Origin of the sequence: Streptomyces sp. NPDC026673 (assembly GCF_040638135.1) — a bacterium.
In the GTDB taxonomy this organism is placed as follows: Bacteria; Actinomycetota; Actinomycetes; order Streptomycetales; family Streptomycetaceae; genus Actinacidiphila.
Genome location: NZ_JBEZXR010000046.1, coordinates 14334 through 33696 on the forward strand (window position 1 = coordinate 14334; position 19363 = coordinate 33696).

Annotated in this window: 13 protein-coding genes; 6 read left to right on the forward strand and 7 right to left on the reverse strand. The window is 75.3% G+C overall.

Features of this window, described 5'->3' with window-relative positions; translation table 11 throughout:
* The 3 genes from AB0F62_RS27245 to AB0F62_RS27255 all read right to left on the reverse strand — a co-directional run bounded on the left by AB0F62_RS27245 (position 1) and on the right by AB0F62_RS27255 (position 1885).
* Positions 1-945, reverse strand: coding sequence for an aminoglycoside phosphotransferase family protein (locus AB0F62_RS27245; protein ID WP_361804613.1), 945 nt, complete (start codon positions 943-945; stop codon positions 1-3).
* Positions 946-1175: 230 nt separating this feature from the next.
* Positions 1176-1379: a hypothetical protein gene (locus AB0F62_RS27250; protein ID WP_361804616.1), complete on the reverse strand. Its 204-nt coding sequence runs from the start codon at positions 1377-1379 to the stop codon at positions 1176-1178.
* 263 nt (positions 1380-1642) lie between these two features.
* Positions 1643-1885 (reverse strand): hypothetical protein, encoded by a 243-nt coding sequence (locus tag AB0F62_RS27255; RefSeq protein ID WP_361804471.1) that lies wholly within the window; start codon positions 1883-1885, stop codon positions 1643-1645.
* 207 nt (positions 1886-2092) lie between these two features.
* On the opposite strand from AB0F62_RS27255, the gene AB0F62_RS27260 reads away from it, so the two are divergent.
* Entirely contained in the window at positions 2093-3289 is a 1197-nt protein-coding gene (locus tag AB0F62_RS27260) for a protein kinase (protein WP_361804619.1), read from the forward strand.
* A gap of 56 nt (positions 3290-3345) precedes the next feature.
* On the opposite strand, the gene AB0F62_RS27265 is transcribed toward AB0F62_RS27260, so the two are convergent.
* A complete protein-coding gene (locus AB0F62_RS27265) occupies positions 3346-4413 on the reverse strand; it encodes an FAD-dependent oxidoreductase (RefSeq protein WP_361804474.1) in 1068 nt (355 codons plus the stop codon).
* A gap of 323 nt (positions 4414-4736) precedes the next feature.
* Between AB0F62_RS27265 and AB0F62_RS27270 the strand changes: the two genes are divergently transcribed.
* The 3 genes from AB0F62_RS27270 (at position 4737) to AB0F62_RS27280 (ending at position 8182) form a co-directional block, all read left to right on the forward strand.
* A complete protein-coding gene (locus tag AB0F62_RS27270) occupies positions 4737-5204 on the forward strand; it encodes an Rrf2 family transcriptional regulator (protein ID WP_361804478.1) in 468 nt (155 codons plus the stop codon).
* A gap of 675 nt (positions 5205-5879) precedes the next feature.
* Entirely contained in the window at positions 5880-7064 is a 1185-nt protein-coding gene (locus tag AB0F62_RS27275; protein WP_361804481.1) for an acyl-CoA dehydrogenase family protein, read from the forward strand.
* Entirely contained in the window at positions 7061-8182 is a 1122-nt protein-coding gene (locus AB0F62_RS27280; RefSeq protein ID WP_361804484.1) for an acyl-CoA dehydrogenase family protein, read from the forward strand. Before AB0F62_RS27275 ends, AB0F62_RS27280 begins: the two co-directional genes overlap by 4 nt.
* 1 nt (position 8183) lies before the next feature.
* On the opposite strand, the gene AB0F62_RS27285 is transcribed toward AB0F62_RS27280, so the two are convergent.
* Positions 8184-9002 carry an RNA methyltransferase gene (locus tag AB0F62_RS27285; protein ID WP_361804487.1) on the reverse strand — a complete coding sequence of 273 codons (819 nt, stop codon included), beginning with the start codon at positions 9000-9002 and terminating at the stop codon, positions 8184-8186.
* A 46-nt stretch (positions 9003-9048) separates the two neighbouring features.
* Positions 9049-10296 (reverse strand): uroporphyrinogen-III C-methyltransferase, encoded by a 1248-nt coding sequence (cobA, locus tag AB0F62_RS27290; protein ID WP_361804490.1) that lies wholly within the window; start codon positions 10294-10296, stop codon positions 9049-9051.
* A 1163-nt stretch (positions 10297-11459) separates the two neighbouring features.
* Between cobA and AB0F62_RS27295 the strand changes: the two genes are divergently transcribed.
* Positions 11460-15125 carry a serine protease gene (locus AB0F62_RS27295; protein WP_361804493.1) on the forward strand — a complete coding sequence of 1222 codons (3666 nt, stop codon included), beginning with the start codon at positions 11460-11462 and terminating at the stop codon, positions 15123-15125.
* A gap of 326 nt (positions 15126-15451) precedes the next feature.
* Positions 15452-16405, forward strand: coding sequence for a bifunctional riboflavin kinase/FAD synthetase (locus tag AB0F62_RS27300; protein ID WP_361804496.1), 954 nt, complete (start codon positions 15452-15454; stop codon positions 16403-16405).
* Between the two features lie 69 nt (positions 16406-16474).
* On the opposite strand, the gene AB0F62_RS27305 is transcribed toward AB0F62_RS27300, so the two are convergent.
* Complete coding sequence (locus AB0F62_RS27305; protein ID WP_361804499.1) at positions 16475-19129, reverse strand: SCO5717 family growth-regulating ATPase; 2655 nt, start codon at positions 19127-19129, stop codon at positions 16475-16477.
* Positions 19130-19363 lie beyond the last annotated feature (234 nt).

Below are 19363 nucleotides of genomic sequence, written 5' to 3' on the forward strand. Positions count from 1 at the left end.
TCAACTCCTCATTCGCGCCGGCCGGGGGTCTTCCCCCGGCGTAGAACTGCACTTTACTTCCGCGATTCGGCGGCACGTATCGAGGACGGCCCGTTCCGTCCCGTCCGGTGCGCGGCCCTCCTGCGCGGCCTTGGCGACGGCTGTCGCCGCGGTCTGGACCGCCAACGCCCGTGCCGCCACGTCGAGATGCGGCCACGGGTCGCCGTCCGTGGGGACGGCGGGGCCGCCGCCGGCGCGGTACGCGCCGAGGAAGCGGCCCCAGTCGGCGGGGTCGAGGAGCCCGGCGGCGAACCACATGGCCGGCCGGGCCAGATCCCAGGCGGGCTCGCCGAGCCCGAGGTCGTCCACGTCTATGAGGCACCACGGCCCGTCGGGCGCCGGGTGGCGCACCAGTTGGCCGAGGTGGAGGTCTCCGTGGCAGAGCACGCGGGCTCGCGGCTGAGGGGCCTCGCCACGCGCCCAGGGCGGCAGGCCCTGCCAGGCGGCCAGCACCGCCGGGTCGCCATCGCCGGTCGCCAGCATCCTGGCGACCGCCCGGGCCGCGCTGACCGGGCCCCGCATCACCGGCAGCGGGCCGGGCAGTGCGGCGACCGGCACGGCGTGCAGGCGCGCCAGCAGCGCCCCGGCCTCCGCCCACGGCGCGGACTCCGGGTCGTCGCGGTCGACCGGCTCGCCCAGGGGCCACAGGCTCACCGGACGGCCGAGGAGCACGGCGCTCGGCGCGCCCCCGTGATCGGGCAGGGGCGCCGGGGGCAGCAGGATCCCGGCCAGCAGCGGATGGGCGGCCACCCGCAGTCGCACGGCGAGCCGCTCGTGATCGGTGTCCGGTGCGTGGGCCTTGGCGACGAGGCGGCCGCTGCGGACGACGGTGGCGTCGGGCCGCTCGGCGAGCACCGCGGACCGCTGGCCGGGAACGCGCGAGGCCGCGGCGGCGACCGCCCCCAGGGCGCGCGCCAGCGGTGCTCCGCTGCCGGTCACTTCATCCCCCACTGCCCGTGTCACCGGCCCACTGTGCGGCAGGTTGCCGCGTACTGGCAATGCCGGGTGTGATGCCCGGGTACCGCCACAGGTACCCGGGCATTCATGCCGTCCGCCGGACCCCCGTCCCCACGGGGTTGGTTCACCACCGGCCGTAGCGGACCCGGACCGCTCTTCCGGGCCCGCGGGGCGATCTGTCAGCGCCCCATCAGACCGGCCACGGACGACGCCTGTGTGACCACCGCATCCCAGCCGCCGAAGGCCACCGCGAGCAGCACCGCGAGCGGCAGCACCATGGCCACCGCCACCAGCGGATGCCGGGTGCCCGACGGGCGTATGCCGAAGGCGGCGATCCTTCTGCCGCGCGCCGGCCGCACCGTACGGCCCACCGTGTTCGCCATGGCCCTCTCCCGGGACGTGGTCGTGGTCATTCACAGATGTCGGGGCGGCGGGCGTTTGACCTCGGGGGACGAGTGCTCCGCCCGCCGCTTGACCTCAACACTAGGCGCGCCGCCGGCAGCGGTCGTCATGCCTTCGTACCGCTTCACCGGCCTCCCCGAGGATGACTCGGGGACCGCTCGCGTACTCCCCTGGGTGGAGGAACCCCGCCGCGCCCCCGGGACATCCCCGAGGGGATCACCCCGGCGGCCGCGGACGGGGCCCGTCACTCCCGCTCGTCCTCCTCCGCCTCGCCTCTCGGCACGGGCTGCTCGACCAGGGCGAGGACCCGGGTGGCCATGAAACGGGCGGTGCGCACGACCGAGCCGGATCGGGTGACTTCGCTCACTTCCACCACCCCTCGGCGTACCGCCGTCTCCACCCTGCGCCCTGCCCTGGTGGCCACCACTTCGTACGTTCTCGTCGTGTCACCCGCGTCCACGACTATCTCCACACGGTCACCCTTCATGGCGTCAATCCCCCTTGCCCGATGGACTGTTGACGGCATGACGACGTTCCGGGCCGTCAGCGGCCGGAGCGTTCCCCACTCTTCAAGGATCCCATCCGGCACTGACAATCCGCGGGCCCGCGCGGGCGCGGCCTCGCGGCGGGTCGGGCGGTCAGTCCGTAAGCTGTCGGGGTCAGACTGGCCAGGCAGGCAGCGGGGATGGACGACATGGCGATGATGCGGCTCCGGCGCGAGGACCCGCGTGTCGTCGGCTCGTTCCGGCTGCACCGGCGGCTGGGCGCGGGCGGCATGGGCGTCGTCTACCTGGGTGCCGACAAGCGCGGCCAGCGGGTCGCGCTGAAGGTCATCCGCCCCGAGCTGGCCGAGGACCAGGAGTTCCGCTCCCGCTTCGCCCGCGAGGTGTCCGCGGCGAGACGCATCCGCGGCGGCTGCACGGCCCGGCTGGTCGCCGCCGACCTTGAGGCGGACCGCCCGTGGTTCGCCACCCAGTACGTCCCCGGGCCCTCGCTGCACGACAAGGTCGCCCGGGACGGCACGCTCTCGGCCGCCGAGACCGCCTCGATCGGCTCCGCCCTCGCGGAGGGCCTGGTCGCCGTCCACGAGGCCGGGGTCGTCCATCGCGATCTCAAGCCGTCCAACATCCTGCTCTCGCCCAAGGGCCCGCGGATCATCGACTTCGGCATCGCCTGGTCCACCGGCGCGAGCACCCTCACGCACGTCGGCACCGCGGTCGGCTCCCCGGGCTTCCTCGCCCCGGAGCAGGTGCGCGGGGCAGCGGTCACCCCGGCCACCGACGTCTTCGCCTTCGGGGCGACGCTGGCCTACGCGGCGATGAGCGACTCGCCCTTCGGGCAGGGCAGTTCGGAGGTCATGCTCTACCGGGTCGTCCACGAGGAGCCCGATCTCACGGGCGTCCCGGACTCGCTGGCCCCGCTGGTCCAGGCGTGCCTGGCCAAGGACCCGGAGCAGCGGCCCAGCACGGTCCAACTCTCCGAGCGGCTGGCCGAGATCGCCGCTCGCGAGGCACGCGGGCTCGGCACGACGGGCCGCCGCGACATCGTGCCCAGGGCGTCCGGGCCCCGCCCCGAGCGGTCCACGGGGCCGAGGACGCAGGCGTACGCGGAGCAGCAGACGGAGCGGCGCACGGCGCCGGGCACATCCTCCTCGTCCCCGCGCACCCCCGCGTCTCCGCGGACCCCGGCCCGGACCGCCGCGGGCCGCACGCCGGCCCCGCGCACGCCCGCCCAGCGCCGACCCGCGGGGGCCGACCGCAGGCTGCTGCGGCAGCGCCTCATCGTCTTCGTGACCGTGACCCTCCTCGTCGCCCTCGGCATCGCCGCCGCCCAGGGCTGCCAGGGCCCCAGCCGCGGCATCGGCCTGCTCCCCGGGGTGACGGCGCCCTAGCGGTTCCGCACGCGGTCGGATCGCCGGGCCGCACAGGCCTGCTTCACCGCGGCCTTTTACCGGTCGGTGGCGTTGGTGCCGTTGGTGCCGTTGGTGCCGTTGGTGAAGCGTCCGGCGTGCGCGAGGATCGCCTCCGGGTCGTCGACCGACGGATAGATCCAGTGGGCGTTGATGTTCCGCTTGTGCGCCTTGCCCTCCTGCCCGGTCAGCCGGATGACGCGGTCCCAGCCTTCGGTCTCGACGGCGTGGTCGGGCCCGAGGTCCAGGCAGGTGGTGTACGGGTCCGGCGCGAACGGGAGCGCGTCGACGCCCAGGATGTCCGCCACCACGTTGTGACCCGCGAACTTGCCCATGGGCTGCGCGTGCTGACAGCTCTGCATCGAGGCGTGGCCGCCCTCGGCCACTGCGGCGGCGGTGTCGCCGGCCGCGTACACGTCGGGCACCCCGCCGACCCTCAGATGGGCGTCGACGCACAGTCGGCCGAGGCGGTCGCGCTCGCCGGGAATCTGGGCCGTCAAGGGACTGGCGACCGTGCCGGCCGTCCACACGACGGTGGCCGCGGGGATCACCTCGCCGTCCGAGAGGACGACTTCCTCCGGGGTGACGGATGCCACCGTGCGGCCCAGTCGCTGCTCGATACCCAGCGTGTCGACCACGCCCTCGATGTACGGACGGGGTCCCGTGCCGAGTTCCGGGCCGAGAACGTCGGCGCGGTCGACGAGCACGACACGGACCTCCTCGCCCGCCCCGTGCGGATCCGCGATCCGGTGCAAGCGCGCGCCCATGGCGGTGGCGACCTCCAGTCCGGTGAACCCGGCGCCGACCACGACAACGGTGTGGCGTCCGGCGGAGGGCGCGCGCTCCGGCAGGCGCTGCAGGTGGTGGTCCAGTGCCGCCGCGGCCGGCAGCGTGTCGACGTCGAAGAGGTGTTCCGAGCCGGGGAAGGGCGGGCGCACGAGCCGACTGCCGGCCGCCAGGACCAGCTTGTCGTAGCCCAGAGCCAGCTCTTCGCCGAACCGCGTCACGGCGCGGACCGTACGCGCGTCGGTGTCGATGCCGGTGACGGTCCCGGCGAGCCGGCGTACGCCGATCGGGCCCAGGACGCGGTCCAGGGGCACACGCATGGTCTGCGGGTCGTTCTCGTACAGGCGGGGCCGGATGTGACCAGGTCGTCACCACCGCTGATCAGCGTCACACGGATGCCCTCGCCGGACTCGCCCGCGGCGCGGGCCGCTCGAACGGCACCCGCGGCACTCCAGACGCCCGCGAACCCTCCGCCGATCACCAGGATGTGTGTCATGTGTTCCTCGCCTTTCCGGGACCCATTTCTGGACGTTCTGAATCCAGGATAAATGATGTCGCGAATTGACTTGCGGGTTCCGCAGGGGTCGGACTGTGGGGTTCGGCACGTCGCCCGGGTCGTTTCAGGACATAAGATGTCCGCGTTATGCGAATGAGTAAGGGCGTCGAGTGGGCCCTGCACACACTCCTCAATCTCCACATCGCCGGCGGAGGCCCGGTGGGCAACGGGCAGCTCGCCGAAGCGCACGGGCTGCCCTCCGCATACCTGAACAAGCAGCTGCAGCAGCTGGTGAGGGCGGGGCTGCTGACCTCCACCCCTGGCGTGCGTGGCGGTTTCCAGCTGGCGAAGGCGATCGAGCAGATCACCCTGCTCGACGTCGTCGAGGCGATCGAGGGTGACGTCCGGCTCTTCCAGTGCACCGAGATCCGCTGCTGCGGCAGGATCGGTGAAATCGCCCCGGCCCCCACAGAGCCCTGCCCCGTCAAGGTCGCCATGGTCCGTGCCGAGGACGCCTGGCGGCAGGCGCTGGCCGCACAGACTCTCGCCGACGTCCAGGCGGAGCTGGAGCGACGCCCCGAAGTCACCGACGCGGTGCGCGCCTCGATCACCTAGCAGCCGCGCCTGCCGATCCCGAGGGAGGCGGACCCACCCCGGGCCGGCCTCTCTCGACGCCGCGGGCGCGCGGATCCAACGGGCCGGCGGCACGGTTCCTCGCGAGGGCGCAGCCGAGTGCCCGCGGAAGCCCCGGCAGCCCGGCGACCGCGGCCCTGACGACCGGCGAGCCACGCCCCTCGGCGCCCGACGTGGTGGAGACCGACCCCGTGCCGGTGCGCCCCGGTTGAGGCCGGGCCGCTCCAGGCGAACGAGGCGGAGGCGTCCGTCGCCGGCGTTCTCGGGGACGGGCCGCGTGCGGGTTGGCCGCGCCCGCAACAGGCATCCCCCACTCGCCCTCCCGCCCCAACCTTCGGCCGGGGGTACCCCGTCCGGCGCCGCCAGTGCGGGCACGTTCGTCCGGGGTCGGCGCCGCGCCGGCGCACTCCCCGAGCCGTGTGTGCGCCTGGCGGCCGGGGGGCCAGTAGGGCACTCGCGGCAACCCCGGCCCACCCCCACACGCGCGAGGCCCGCACCGACCGCGCCGGATGGGGGGTCCCCCAGGGTGGGCGGGGAAACCCCAACAAGCAACCACGACACACCCGCGCGCGAGGGGGTGACGAACAGGCACCCCGTGAGCTAGTTTCTAAGCGCTTGCTTAGGCTACGGCGACGCATACGCGGAGGGACGCATCGCATGACGGTCACACCGGAGGAGCTGCGCGAGCGCGTGCGCGCGCTGCTGGCCTCTCATGATCCGGCGGCGACGGACCGCCCGGACTTCCTGCGGGCCCGGTTCGACGCCGGGCTGGCGTGGGTGCACTACCCGGAGGGCCTCGGCGGGCTGGGCGCACCACGCCCGCTGCAGGGGGTCGTGGACGCCGAACTGGCCGCCGCCGGGGCGCCGGACAACGAACCGCGTCGGATCGGCATCGGCCTCGGCATGGCGGCGCCCACCGTCCTCCGGTACGGCACCGAGGCGCAGAAGTCCCGGTTCCTGCGCCCGCTGTGGACCGGCGACGAGGTCTGGTGCCAACTGTTCAGCGAGCCCGGCGCCGGCTCGGACCTGGCGGGCCTGCGCACCAGGGCCGTACGCGACGGCGACGACTGGATCGTCACCGGACAGAAGGTGTGGACGTCCAACGCCCACAACGCGCGCTGGGCGATCCTGATCGCCCGCACCGATCCGGACGTCCCCAAGCACCGGGGCATCACGTACTTCGTGTGCGACATGACGGACCCGGGCGTCGAGGTGCGGCCGCTGCGGCAGATCACGGGTGAGGCCGAGTTCAACGAGGTCTTCCTGACGGACGTGCGGATCCCCGACGCCCACCGCCTCGGCGAGGTCGGCGACGGCTGGCGTGTGGCGCAGACGACGCTGATGAACGAGCGGGTCGCGATCGGCGGCTCCGCGCTCCCCCGCGAGGGCGGCATGATCGGGACCGTCGCCGCGACCTGGCGGGAGCGGCCCGGGCTGCGCACACCCGACCTGCACGACCGTCTGCTGCGGCTGTGGGTGGACGCCGAGGTCACCCGCCTGACCGGCGAACGGCTGCGCCAGCAGCTCGCGGTGGGCGCGCCGGGCCCCGAGGGCTCCGGCATGAAGCTGGCGTTCGCCTCGCTGAACCAGCGCATCAGCGGCCTGGAGGTGGAGCTGCTGGGCGAGGACGGGCTGCGCTACGGCGACTGGACGATGACCCGCCCGGAGATCGTCGACTTCTACGGCCGCGACGCCGGTTACCGCTATCTGCGGGCCAAGGGCAACTCGATCGAGGGCGGCACGTCCGAGATCCTCCGCAACATCATCTCCGAGCGTGTCCTCGGTCTGCCCTCCGAGCCCCGTACGGACAAGGACGTCCCCTGGAAGGACCTGCCGCGATGAGCTCCGACCTGCTCTACTCCGACGTCGAGAACGACCTGCGCGCCGCGGTGCGCGGTCTGCTCGCCGACCGGTGCGCCCCGGCGGACGTCCTGGCCCGCTGCGAGAGCGACGCACCGTACGACGCCGCGCTGTGGCGGACCCTGGCCCGGGAGGTGGGGCTCGCGGGGCTGCTCGTGCCGGAGAAGCTCGGCGGCCAGGGCGCCTCCGCGCGGGAGGCCGCGGTCGTGCTGGAGGAGCTGGGGGCCTTCGTGGCGCCCGTGCCGTTCCTGGGCTCCGCCGTGCTGGCCACCGCGGCGCTGCTGGCCGCCGGGACCGGGGAGGCCGACGCCGTCGTGGCGCGGCTCGCGGCGGGCGAGCAGACGGCCGCTCTGGCCGTGCCGCTGCCCACGGCGCCGGGCGCGGACGTCTCCCAGGGAGTACGGGCCGACGCGGACGGCCTCCTCGCCGGGCGGGTGACCAGCGTGGCCGACGCGACCGCCGCGGACGTGCTGATCGTGCCGGCGACCGGGCCCGACGGGCCGGGGCTGTACGAGGTCCGTACGGACGCGCCCGGAGTGGCGCTGTCCGTACCGGTGCCGCTCGACCTGACCCGGCCGATCGCGGACGTCTCCTTCGACGGGGCAGCGGCGCGCCGGATCGCCGGGCCGGAGACGGCCGCGGCGGCCGTGGAACGGGCCCTGCTGACGGGGGCGGGGCTGCTGGCCTCGGAGCAACTGGGCCTGGCCCAGTGGTGCCTGGACGAGACGGTGGCGTACCTCAAGGACCGCCACCAGTTCGGCCGCGCCGTGGGCTCCTTCCAGTCCCTCAAGCACCGGCTCGCGGACCTGTGGCTGGAGGTCGTCCAGTCGCGCGCCGCCGCGCGCAACGCCGCCGACGCGCTCGCGGGCGACAGCGCGGACGCCCCGGTCGCGGTCGCCGTGGCGCAGGCGTTCTGCGCGCCGGTGGCGGTACGGGCCGCCGAGGAGTGCGTCCAACTGCACGGCGGGATCGGCATGACCTGGGAGCACCCGGCCCACCTGCGGCTGAAGCGCGCCAAGGCCGACGAGATCGCCCTGGGCACGCCCGGCCGGCACCGGGCGGCCCTCGCCGCCCTGGTGGACCTGCCCGCCGCGGGCTGAGTCAGTCCCGGGGGCGGCCCGTCGCCACCGCGTAGAACGCGACCGCGGCGGCCGCCCCCACGTTCAGGGAGTCCACCCCGTGCGCCATCGGGATGCGCACCCACTCGTCGGCGGCCACCAGGGCACGGGTCGACAGGCCGTCGCCTTCGGCACCGAGCATCAGGGCCGCACGCTCCAGGCGGTGCGGGGCGGCGGCGTCGATGTCGGTGGCCTTCTCGTCCGGGGTCAGGGCGAGCAGCTTGAAGCCCGCCTCCCGCACCGTCTCCAGATCCCGCGGCCAGCTCTCCAGCCGGGCGTACGGGACGGAGAAGACGGCACCCATGGAGACCTTGACCGACCTGCGGTACAGGGGGTCGGCGCAGTCCGGGGAGAGCAGGACGGCGTCCATGCCGAGGGCGGCCGCGCTGCGGAAGATGGCGCCGATGTTGGTGTGGTCGTTCACCGACTCCATGACGACGATCCGGCGCGCCTCCCCCAGCAGGCTCGCCGCGTCGGGCAGTTGCCTGCGCTGCATCGAGGCGAGGGCGCCGCGGTGCACGTGGTAGCCGGTCACCTGCTCGGCCAGTTCCGGGCTGACCGCGTAGACCGGCGCCGGGACCTCGTCGATGACGTCCCGCATGGCGTCGACCCACTTGGCGGACAGCAGCATGGAGCGCATGCGGTAACCGGCCTGCCGGGCACGCCGGATGACCTTCTCGCCCTCCGCGATGAACAGCCCCTCGGCGGGCTCGCGGCGGCGGCGCAACTCCACGTCGGTCAGGGACGTGTAGTCGTGCAGGCGCGGGTCGTCGGGATCGTCGATCGTGATGAGCTCAGCCACAGGGTGATACTGCCTTGTCCGAAGTGCGGTGCCAACGGCACCGACGTCACTGGTTACCGCCGGTCACACGATCGCCCACGGCGACGACCTCGCCGATGACGATCACCGCGGGCGGCCGGATGCCCTCCTGCGCCACCCGCTCCCCCACCGTCGCGAGCGTCGCGTCGACCCGGCGCTGGGCCGCCGTCGTACCTTCCTGGATCACGGCGACGGGGGTGTCCGCGCCGCGGCCGTGCTCCACGAGCGCCGCCGCGATCGAGCCGATCCGCTCCACGGCCATCAGCAGCACCAGGGTGCCGCGCAGCCGGGCGAGGGCCGCCCAGTCCACCAGCGACCGCGGGTCCTCGGGGGCCACATGGCCGCTGACCACGGTGAACTCGTGCGCCACGCCCCGGTGCGTGACCGGGATGCCGGCGGCGGCCGGGACACTGATCGAGCTGGAGATACCCGGCACGACGGTGCACGGGATGCCCGCCTCCGCGAGCGCCTCCGCCTCCTCCATGCCGCGCCCGAACACATACGGGTCCCCGCCCTTGAGCCGCACCACCGCCTTGCCGGCCTTCGCGTGCTCGATCAGTGCCGCGTTGATCGCCTCCTGGGCCATGGCCCGGCCGTACGGGATCTTCGCGGCGTCGATCACCTCGACGTGCGGCGGCAGTTCGTCGAGCAGGTCACGCGGGCCGAGACGGTCGGCGATGACGACGTCGGCCTCGGCGAGCAGCCGGCGGCCCCGCACGGTGATCAGGTCCGGGTCGCCCGGGCCGCCACCGACCAGCGCCACACCCGGGGTCCTCCCCCGGTGCTGCGGCGCCGCGAGGGAGCCGTCGCGCAGGCCCTCCACGATCGCGTCCCGCACGGCCGCGGAACGCCGCGGGTCCCGGCCCGTCAGGACCGCGACCGTCACGCCCTCGGTACGGCCGGTCGCCGGGGTCCACGCGGTCGCCGCGTCGGCGTCGTCGCTGCGGACGCACCACACGCGGCGCTCCTCCGCCTCCGCGGAGGCCGCGGCGTTCGCCTCGGGGTCGGTGGTGGCGATGAGCGCGTACCAGGCGTCCGCGAGGTCACCGGGCCGGTAACGGCGGCGCTCCCAGCGGATCTCGCCCGCGGCGACCATGGCGTCCACGGACGGCGTCGCGGACGGGGAGACCAGCACGACGTCCGCGCCGGCGGCGACCAGCGGGGGCAGCCTGCGCTGGGCGACCTGGCCGCCGCCGAGGACGACGACGCGGCGGCCGGCCAGGCGCAGTCCGACGGGGTAGGCGGGTGCGTCGTTGCGGTCCTCGGCGGCAGTCATGGCGTGCGGCTCCTAGTGGTCTGCCTCGCGGCGCGACGGGGGTGGGGTTGCGGGGCGACCCTGCCCCGGACCAACCCTACGGTGCGGGGTGGCTGCGCCGCAGCGCCCAAGATCACACCTGCGGTGCGCTCCTTGCGGGGTGCGCCTTGCGGCCCGGTGTTTGTGTGCGGGTGCGTTGTGGTTGCTGTCGGGGTTCTCCCCCACCCTCCCGCCCTCCCCCAGCCTCCGGCCGGGGGGACCCCCACCAACGCTCGCGGTTTACGCCAACGTCATTCCGCGCCGGGTCCGCCGCTCGTCTCCCCCAACCTTCGGCCGGGGGGACCCCCATGGGCGCACCCCGCCACACCCCCTCCGGTCGTTGACGCGCACGACGGCCGGAGGAGGGTTCAGCAAGGCACCTGCAGCAACCCCGAACCGCTTCCTCACCCCTGCATCCCCCAGCTACCGCTGGGGGTGCCCATGGGGCGTCTGACAACCGGTGGGTTCGGTTGGGCACTCGTGGCAACCCCGAACCGCCTCCTCACCCCTCTCCCCCCGAGCTACCGCTGGGCGGTACCCCCATGGGGCGCCCGGACCCGGTGGGGTTCAGGAAGCATGCGCGGTAATCCCGGACCGCCTTCTGAACCCCCCTCCGGGGATCAGGCGCGCTACGAGACGGAGGGGGCGGGGTCGTAGGGGTGGGCGTTCTGGACACTTACGTGTATTTGTTGTGCGGCACAGACGGCACCTACCTGGACCGCCCGCCATGCACATAAATATGCGGTCCAGAATGCCCACCCCGGAGGCCCCGACCCCGGCCCACCACACACGCAGCGGCGCGGTGCCTGACCGCGCCGGGCAATCGGGAGGGCGGGCGGGGGAGAAACCCCAACCGCAACCACAACGGCGCCGCACACGAGGCACGGGCCGCACAGGGCACCGCCCCGCACCCCGGACGCCCCGGCGGCGCAACCGTGAAGCGCGGGCCCTCCCCCCTGGCGGCCCGCGCTGCACGATTCCCCCTCCCCCCGTCCCTATCCAGGCCGCAAGATCAATTCACTCCAACGGGCAGGCGCTCGGAGTGAAGAGAGGGAGCGCTTGGGGGCGCGTTCGACAGGGGATCTGTTGTGTCGATCAACGGACGTCTACGGTCGAAACGGGCACTGAGGCGGGGAGGTGCGCAAATGGCGGGGCGTTCCGCCGATGTCGACCGGGCGCTGGTGCGCGTCCGTGACCTGGCCGGGCGGCCTCGGGGGACGGGGTTCCTCGTCGAGGCGCGGGAGGGGCGGGGGACGCTCCTGACGAGTCACGAGGCCGTGGACGGTCTCGTACGCCTCGTGCTGCACGCGCACGGGGAGCAGACGACCCTCGTCGAGGCGCACGCGATCACCCCGCTGCCGGAACTGGGGCTCGCGCTCGTGGAGACGGAGGGGCTGGACGTACCGCCGCTGCCCGTCGCGGAGTTCACGCGTGCCGGGGGTCCCGGGCGGGCGGTGCGGTTGCGGGCCGGGGTGGCGGCAGGGGCCGGTGCGGCCTGGGCGGAGGCCGCGATCGCGGGGGCGGCGCCCGTGACGTACACCGCGACGGACCGCTTCCACCTCCTCGACGCGGCGTACGAACTCGCCGGCCCGGACGGCGACGACGAGGCCCTGCGCGGGGTGGCCTCGGGGGAGCCGGTGATCGACGCGGAGACCGGTGCCGTGCACGGCGTCGTCGTGACGGCGCTGCACGCCGGGCGGCGCGCGGGCGGTTTCGCGGTGCCATTGCGGCCGCCCGCGGAGGGCGGCGCGCTCGCGGAGGTGCTGACGCGCAACGCGGCGACCGTGCCCGCGTACGGGTCCCATCTCAACCTCGCCGGGGCGCTGCGGCTGACCGCCACCTCGGTCGGGTGCGCGGGCCGTGCGCGCGACCGGCGCGAAGCCGTGGCCCGGCCGGACACCGAGGCGGAGCTGGCGCGCTTCACGGGGGAGGGGCGGGCTCTCGTGCTCGGGCTGGTCGGTGCTCCCGGCAGCGGCCGTACGACCGAGCTCGAGGCACTGGCCGCCCGGCGGGCCGCGGGCCCGGATCCGGCGCCCACACTGTGGCTCCGCGGTGCCGAACTGCGGTCGGGGGACGCCGGATTGAGGGAGGCCCTGGAGCGGGTGCTGGCCACCGCGGGCCGCATCGTGCACGCGGGGACGGCGCCGCGGCGAGCGCCGGGTGACGCGTCGCCCGATGCCGTGGCCCGGCTGGCGCGCGCCGCGGGGCGGCCGTTGCTCGTCGTGCTGGACGGTCCCGAGGAGATGCCGCCCCCGCTGGCCCACGCGCTGTCCGACTGGACGGCGGACACGGCGCGTTGGCTGCGTACGACGGGGGTGCGGCTGATCGTGGCGTGCCGCCCCGAGTACTGGGAGCAGGCCGGCGCGCTCTTCCCGACGGGACTGCTCCACGACGCCGGTACCCCGCGGGGCGCCCGGGCGCTGCCCCCCTGCGTCCGGCTCGGCGGTCTGCCGGAGGAGCCGGCGAGGATCGCCCGGGAGCGGCACGGGCTGCCCGCGGGGTGCCTCGCGGAGCAGGACGCCGCGCATCCGCTGGCGCTGCGGCTGCTGTCGGAGGTGCGGGCGGCGGGCGGCGGGCTGACGGGGCGGCCCGGCCGGGCGGAGGTCTTCTCGGCCTACCTGGATCTCATCGCCCTGCGCGTCGCGACCCGGATCGCGGCCCCCGCCCGGGGCGCGGAGGTGCGGCGGCTCGCCGCCCGCGTCGCGGGACAGGTGCACGAGGCGGCCCGGCGCTGCCTGGGCCCGGGGCAGGGCGAACTGGACCGGGCCTCCTTCGAGGAGCTGTTCCCGTGGCGCCCGGGGTGGGCGGCCGCCGTGCTCACGGAGGGGTTGCTGGTGCCGGCGGGTGGCGGGTACCGCATCGCGCACGAGGAGTTCGGCGACTGGCTGCAGGGCTCCCAACTCGACCTGGACGAGGCGTTGTACGCCCTCGTCCACCGCTGGTCCGCCGGTCTTCCGGACGGCTGCGCCGACGCCCCCGTGCGCCTGCCCTCCCGGGCCGGGACGACACCGCGGGACAGCGCCGCGCCGCCGGTGCCTCCCGCGCCGCCGCTCGCCCCGCCCTCCGGGCCCCGGTGCCTGCCCGTGCCGCGGCACCGGATCGGGCCCGTCGTCCAGGCGCTGCTGCTCACGGCGCGCCGCTCCGGGCCGGATGCCCTCGCGCGCAGACTGCGGCAGCTGGTCCTCGTACTGGACCGCCATGCGGCCCTGCCCGCGCGCGGTGCCGGGCCCCTCCTGCTCGAGGGGGTGCCCAGGCCGCGCGGAGGAGGCGACGGCGCCGGGGCGCCGGAGGCCCGGCGCGCCGAGGCGGTGTGGTGGGCGGCGCATCTGCTCGGGGAGGCCCTGCTCGGGGTGCCGGACGCGACGCCGTACCGGGAGGTGCTGCGACTGCTGGCGGAGCGCGTCACGGCCCGTTCGATCGAGGCCGGGGGGTTCCGCGAAGGCCGCGGGCTGGGAGAGTTCGGGCCGTGGTTCTGGCGGCGGCTGCGGCTGCCCTCCGAGGAACGCCTGGCGCTGCTGCGGCTGCTGCTGCCGGCCGACGGCCCGCCGCGGGGAGGGGGCGGGACGCGGGAGCGGTTCCTGACGGCGGCCGGGGAGGTGCTGGCCGCCGCTCCGCGCCCGGCGCTGCCCGCGCTCTGCGGCTGGTTCACCGACGAACGGCTGCTGCAGTGCGGGCCCGGCGGCCCCCGGCCCACGGTCGCCACCGCCGCGCAGGCCCTGCTCCACACACACCGGCGGCTCGCCGTGGACGATCTCACCGAGGCGCTGGCCGCGGCGGAGCACCCCCGGGCCGACGAGCTGCTGGCGGCCCTCGCCGAGGACGAGCCGTCCGCCGTGTGCAGGGCCGTCGACCGCTGGGCGCACGACGACCGCCCCGGGCGGCACGCCGCCGCGGCCACGTACGGCCTGCTGGCCGCCCCGCACGCCGCCCTGGCCGCCGACCGCGAGCTGCTGCGCTACGCGGCCCTGGCGATCCTGGCCCGTCCCGCCGACCGGGCCCTGCACGGAGCCGCGCTCGGCCTCCTCGTGAGGGACCCGGCCACCCGCTCCCTGCATCTCCGGGCCGCCCTCGAACGCTTCGCGGCGGGCGATCCGCGGCTGCCCGCCGCGGCGCTCGCGGCGGCGCTGCCCACGCACCCCGAGCAGGTGCTCGCCGCCTTCCACGCCCGGCTGCGCGAACCCGGCCCCGGAGCCGCCGAGGTGCTGCGCGAGCTGGCCGAGGTGACCACTCCGGCCCTCGCCCGCCGGGCCGCCGCCCTGGTGTGGGACCACCTGGGCCTGCGTCCCGAGGACGCCCGGCACGTGGCCGCCTACCTCGACCGCCGCCTGGAGCACGGCCCCGCGGCCCGGGCGGTGCTGCTCCCCCTGGTGACGGGACTGCTGCGGGAGCACCCGGCGGAGGTGCGCAGGGTGCTGGCGTCCGTACTGGCCGCCCCGGGCGGCCGGGCCTCCCGCCCGCTGCGCCGGGAACTGCTGGACGTCCTTCTCGGCCCGGAACGGGACCCGGCCGTCCTGGAGGCCCTGCTCACCGCCGCCGCGGACGGGTGCGCCGGGCGGCCGGCCCCGCTCACCCGCGACCTGGTGCACCGGGTCGGGCTCCTGCTCTGCCGTACGCCGGAAGGAGCGGCCCTTTTCGACCGGCGGCTGGTGCAGCTGGTGAGCGGGTCGCCGGGGTTCGCCCGGCAGGTGCGCGGCTGGCTGGCCGCGGACGGTCTCGGTGGCGCGGGTGCGGGAGTCTGGGACGCGGTCATCGGCCCCAGCGCCCGGCGGATGTGCGACCGGCTGGCGCCCGCGGAGGCGGTCGGCCTGTGACCGGACGGGCCCCGGGCCGAGACCGGCCACGGTGATGGCGGGGCGTACGCGCGGGTCGTCGCACACACGGATGGACGGTGCCTCCGGTCCGGCCGGCTGTCGCGCCGGCACCCCGGGGTGGAGGGCCGACGTCCGGTGCCGGGTTCCGTCCGGCTCGTGGACGAGGGGGGCCGGGGCCGCTTCCCGGAGCGCTCGGTCCCGCCGAAAGGGGCCCCGGTGGACCGGGTGCGGCGCGGTCACCGGGGGCGCCGCGCCGGGGGGCCCACCGGCATGGCAGGCTTGGACCTGCACATCGAAGAATCATCGGCGGTCGAGGAGCGGTCACTGTGCAGCGCTGGCGAGGCTTGGAGGACGTCCCCGGGGACTGGGGACGCAGCGTCGTCACCATCGGCTCGTACGACGGTGTCCACCGCGGACACCAGCTGATCATCGGGCGGGCCGTGGAGCGTGCCCGCGAGCTGGGCGTCGCGTCCGTCGTCGTCACCTTCGACCCCCATCCCAGTGAGGTCGTCCGGCCCGGCAGCCACCCGCCGCTGCTCTCCGCCCACCACCGCCGCGCCGAGCTGGTGGCGGAGCTGGGCGTGGACGCCCTGCTGATCCTTCCGTTCACGGCCGAGTTCTCGCAGCTCTCGCCGGGGGACTTCATCCGCACCGTGCTCGTGGACGCGCTGCACGCGCGGGCCGTCGTGGAGGGCCCGAACTTCCGCTTCGGGCACAAGGCCGCCGGCGACGTGGAGTTCCTGTCGGCGATGGGGCTGAAGTACGACTACGAAGTGGACGTCGTCGACCTGTATCTGACGGGCGAGGCGGGCGGCGGGCAGCCGTTCTCCTCCACCATGACCCGCCGGCTGATCGCCGAGGGCGACGTCGCGGGCGCCATGGAGATCCTCGGCAGGCCGCACCGGGTCGAGGGCGTGGTCGTCCGCGGTGCCCAGCGCGGCCGTGACCTCGGCTACCCCACGGCGAACGTCGAGACGCTGCCGCACACCGCGATCCCCGCCGACGGGGTCTACGCGGGCTGGCTGCACGTCGGGGACGAGGCCATGCCCGCCGCGATCTCCGTCGGCACCAACCCCACCTTCGACGGGACCGCGCGCACCGTCGAGGCGTACGCGATCGATCGCGTCGGGCTGGACCTGTACGGACTGCACGTGGCCGTCGACTTCCTCGCCTACCTGCGGGGCATGGAGAAGTTCGACACGATCGACGCCCTGCTGGAGCGCATGGCCGACGACGTCAAGCGCGCGCGAGAGCTCGTGGACGCGCACCGCGTGGAGTGAGCCCGCGGCCGGCACCCCGCTGACGGGAAAGGGCCCGTTCCGCCGTACCGGCGGGACGGGCCCTTCTCGTCACTGCTGCTGGGTCCAGCCGGGCGGGACCTGTCCCTGCGCCGGCGGCTGCTGCCCGGACTGCGCCTGCGGCGGCGGGGGCGGCTGCTGGGTCCAGCCCTGGGGCATTCCGCCCTGCGGGGGCGGGGGCGGCGCAGGCTGCGCGTAGGGCTGCTGCGGATGGCCGTACCCCTGCTGCGGGGGCGCCGGCTGCGGGGGCGGATACTGCTGCCCGGCCTGCGGCGGCGGGTAGCCGCCCTGCTGCGGTGGCATGGGCTGCTGGGGCGGGTAGACGCCCCGGGCCTGCTGGGCGCGGACGAAGTCCTCGGCGACCAGCGCCGCGAGGTGGAAGTACGCCTCGCGGGTCTTCGGCCGCATCATGTCCAGGTCGACCTCGGCGCCGGCGGCCAGGTGCTCGTCGAAGGGCACCACGACGACGCCGCGGCAGCGCGTCTCGAAGTGCGCGACGATGTCGTCCACCTTGATCATCTTTCCGGTCTCGCGGACCCCGGAGATCACGGTGAGGCTGCGCTGCACGAGGTCGGCGTAGCCGTGGGCGCCGAGCCAGTCGAGGGTCGTGCTGGCGCTGCTGGCACCGTCCACCGACGGCGTCGAGATGATGATCAGCTGGTCGGCCAGGTCGAGCACACCGCGCATCGCGCTGTAGAGGAGACCGGTGCCCGAGTCGGTGAGGATGATCGGGTACTGCTGCCCGAGCAGGCCCACCGCACGGCGGTAGTCCTCGTCGTTGAAGGTGGTGGACACGGCAGGATCCACGTCGTTGGCGATGATCTCCAGTCCGGAGGGCGCCTGCGAGGTGAAGCGGCGGATGTCCATGTAGCTGTTGAGCTGCGGCAGCGCCTGTACCAGGTCCCGGATGGTCGCACCGGTCTCGCGGCGCACCCGGCGCCCGAGGGTGCCGGCGTCCGGGTTGGCGTCGATGGCCAGGATCTTGTCCTGGCGCTCGGACGCGAGCGTGGAGCCCAGGGCCGTGGTCGTCGTGGTCTTGCCGACGCCGCCCTTGAGGCTGATCACCGCGATCCGGTAGCAGGACAGCACCGGGGTGCGGATCAGGTCCAGCTTGCGCTGGCGCTCCTGCTCCTCCTTCTTGGCGCCGATCTTGAAGCGCGACGGCTGGTTGTTGTTCTTGCGCGCCTTCGGCTGCTGGCGCAGCAGACGGTCCGAGGACAGCTCCACGGCCGCGTTGTAGCCGAGCGGGGCGCCGTGCATGACCCGCTGCTGCTGCTCCTGGCCGGGACCGGGGCCGCCCCAGCCGGTCGCCGTGCGCGGATCCACCGGAGGCGCGGGCTGCTGCTGTTGCTGCGGTGGGGACGGCGGCTGCGGCTGCTCCTGCTGCGGCTGTACCGGCGGCTGTACCGGCGGCTGGGGCTGGGCGTACGGCCCGGGCTGCGGATAGCCGTAACCGTGCGGCGGCGCCGGGGGGTTGCCGGTTCCGGCGTGCGGCGGCATCGGCTGCTGCCCCTGCTGCGGGGCGGGCCCCGGCATCGGCGCGGGAGCCGGGGGCTGGGCGTACGGCCCGGACTGCGGGTAGCCGTACGCCTGGTGCGGATAGGGCGGCTGCGGCTGGGGCGGCTGCTGCTGCGCGTTGGGGTCGCCCCAGGGAGCGCCCTGGTTCGGCTGGGGGTAGCCGTAGCCGTGCGGCGGCGGGCCGGGCTGCGGATAGCCGTAGGCCTGCGGCGGCTGCGGCGCGGGTATGTGGGGGTCGCTCCACGGAGCGCCCCGGTCGGGGGGTCGCGGATAGCCGTACCCCGTCTGCGGCATGGGCTGTGGCGGCGGCATGGGGGCCGGTTGCTGCGGCGTCCCCTGCTCGGCGGCCGGACGGTACTCCGGGGGCAGCGGCGGCACCTGGGACTGCGGCGCCGGAGCGGGCGCCGGTGCGGGCGGCACGGCCACGGGCGCGGCGAACGGCGGCTGCGAATACGGGTGTTCGGGGGAGGTCCGGGCCTCGGCCGCGGGCGCCTGCTCGGCCTGCGGCACAGCCGGTACCCCGGCGTCCGGCTCCACGGGCGCGGGTGCGGGCGCGGGTGCGGGCGCGGGAATCACCTCGGCGGCCACCGGAGGGGGCTCCTCCGCCGACGGCGCTTCCACGGGCCGCGACTCCTCGGGCCGCGACTCCTCGGGGTCCATCTCGGAACGGAGGGGCTCGGGTTCGGGGTCGGCGAAGACCGCCGCCGCGGCGGCCTCGCGGGCGGGGTCGGGGACCACCGGGGCGGACTGCGGTTGTGCGGGTGCGGGTGCGGGTGCGGGCGTGGGTGCCTCCGCCCGCTCGGGGGCGGACGGCTGCTCGGCCCGCGGTTCCGCCGCCGGGGGCGGTGACGCCTGCGGCTCACGGAAGTTCTGCGGGTCCCGCGGGTTGGGCGGGAGATCCGCCTCGGGCGCCACGGCCACCGGAGGACCCACCGGGGGCGGGAAGGGCGGGTCCACCGGAACGGCCACCGGCGGCCCGACGGGCGGCGGCGGGCTCACGGCGGGACCAGGGGACGGGGAAACGGGCGTGGGAGGGGGCTCGGGCGCCGCCGGGCCCCCTCCCGCCTGCTGCGTGTACCAGGACGGCGGCGCGTAGTCGATCTGGAACTCGCCCGTGAGGTCCGCGTCGGACTGATCCCCGTCCGGGACGGCCCCGCCCGTGCGGATGTCGTCCTGATCGCTGCTCACTGTGCCTCCTGGTCAGCTGATGTACGCGCCCGGTCCGTCGGAGCGGACGCGATTCCCCCGTCGCGGAGTTCCCGCGGCACAGCCGCCGCGGCTCACCGCCAGAGCCTAATCATCCGTCCCGTGTGTGGGGCAAGCGCCGTCGGCATGACGGCCGAGGCACCGCCGTGATGCCCGTTTTGCCCGTACGGGGGCCCGCGCCGCCGTGAGTTGAGGCGACCGCTGCGGATCCCGGGG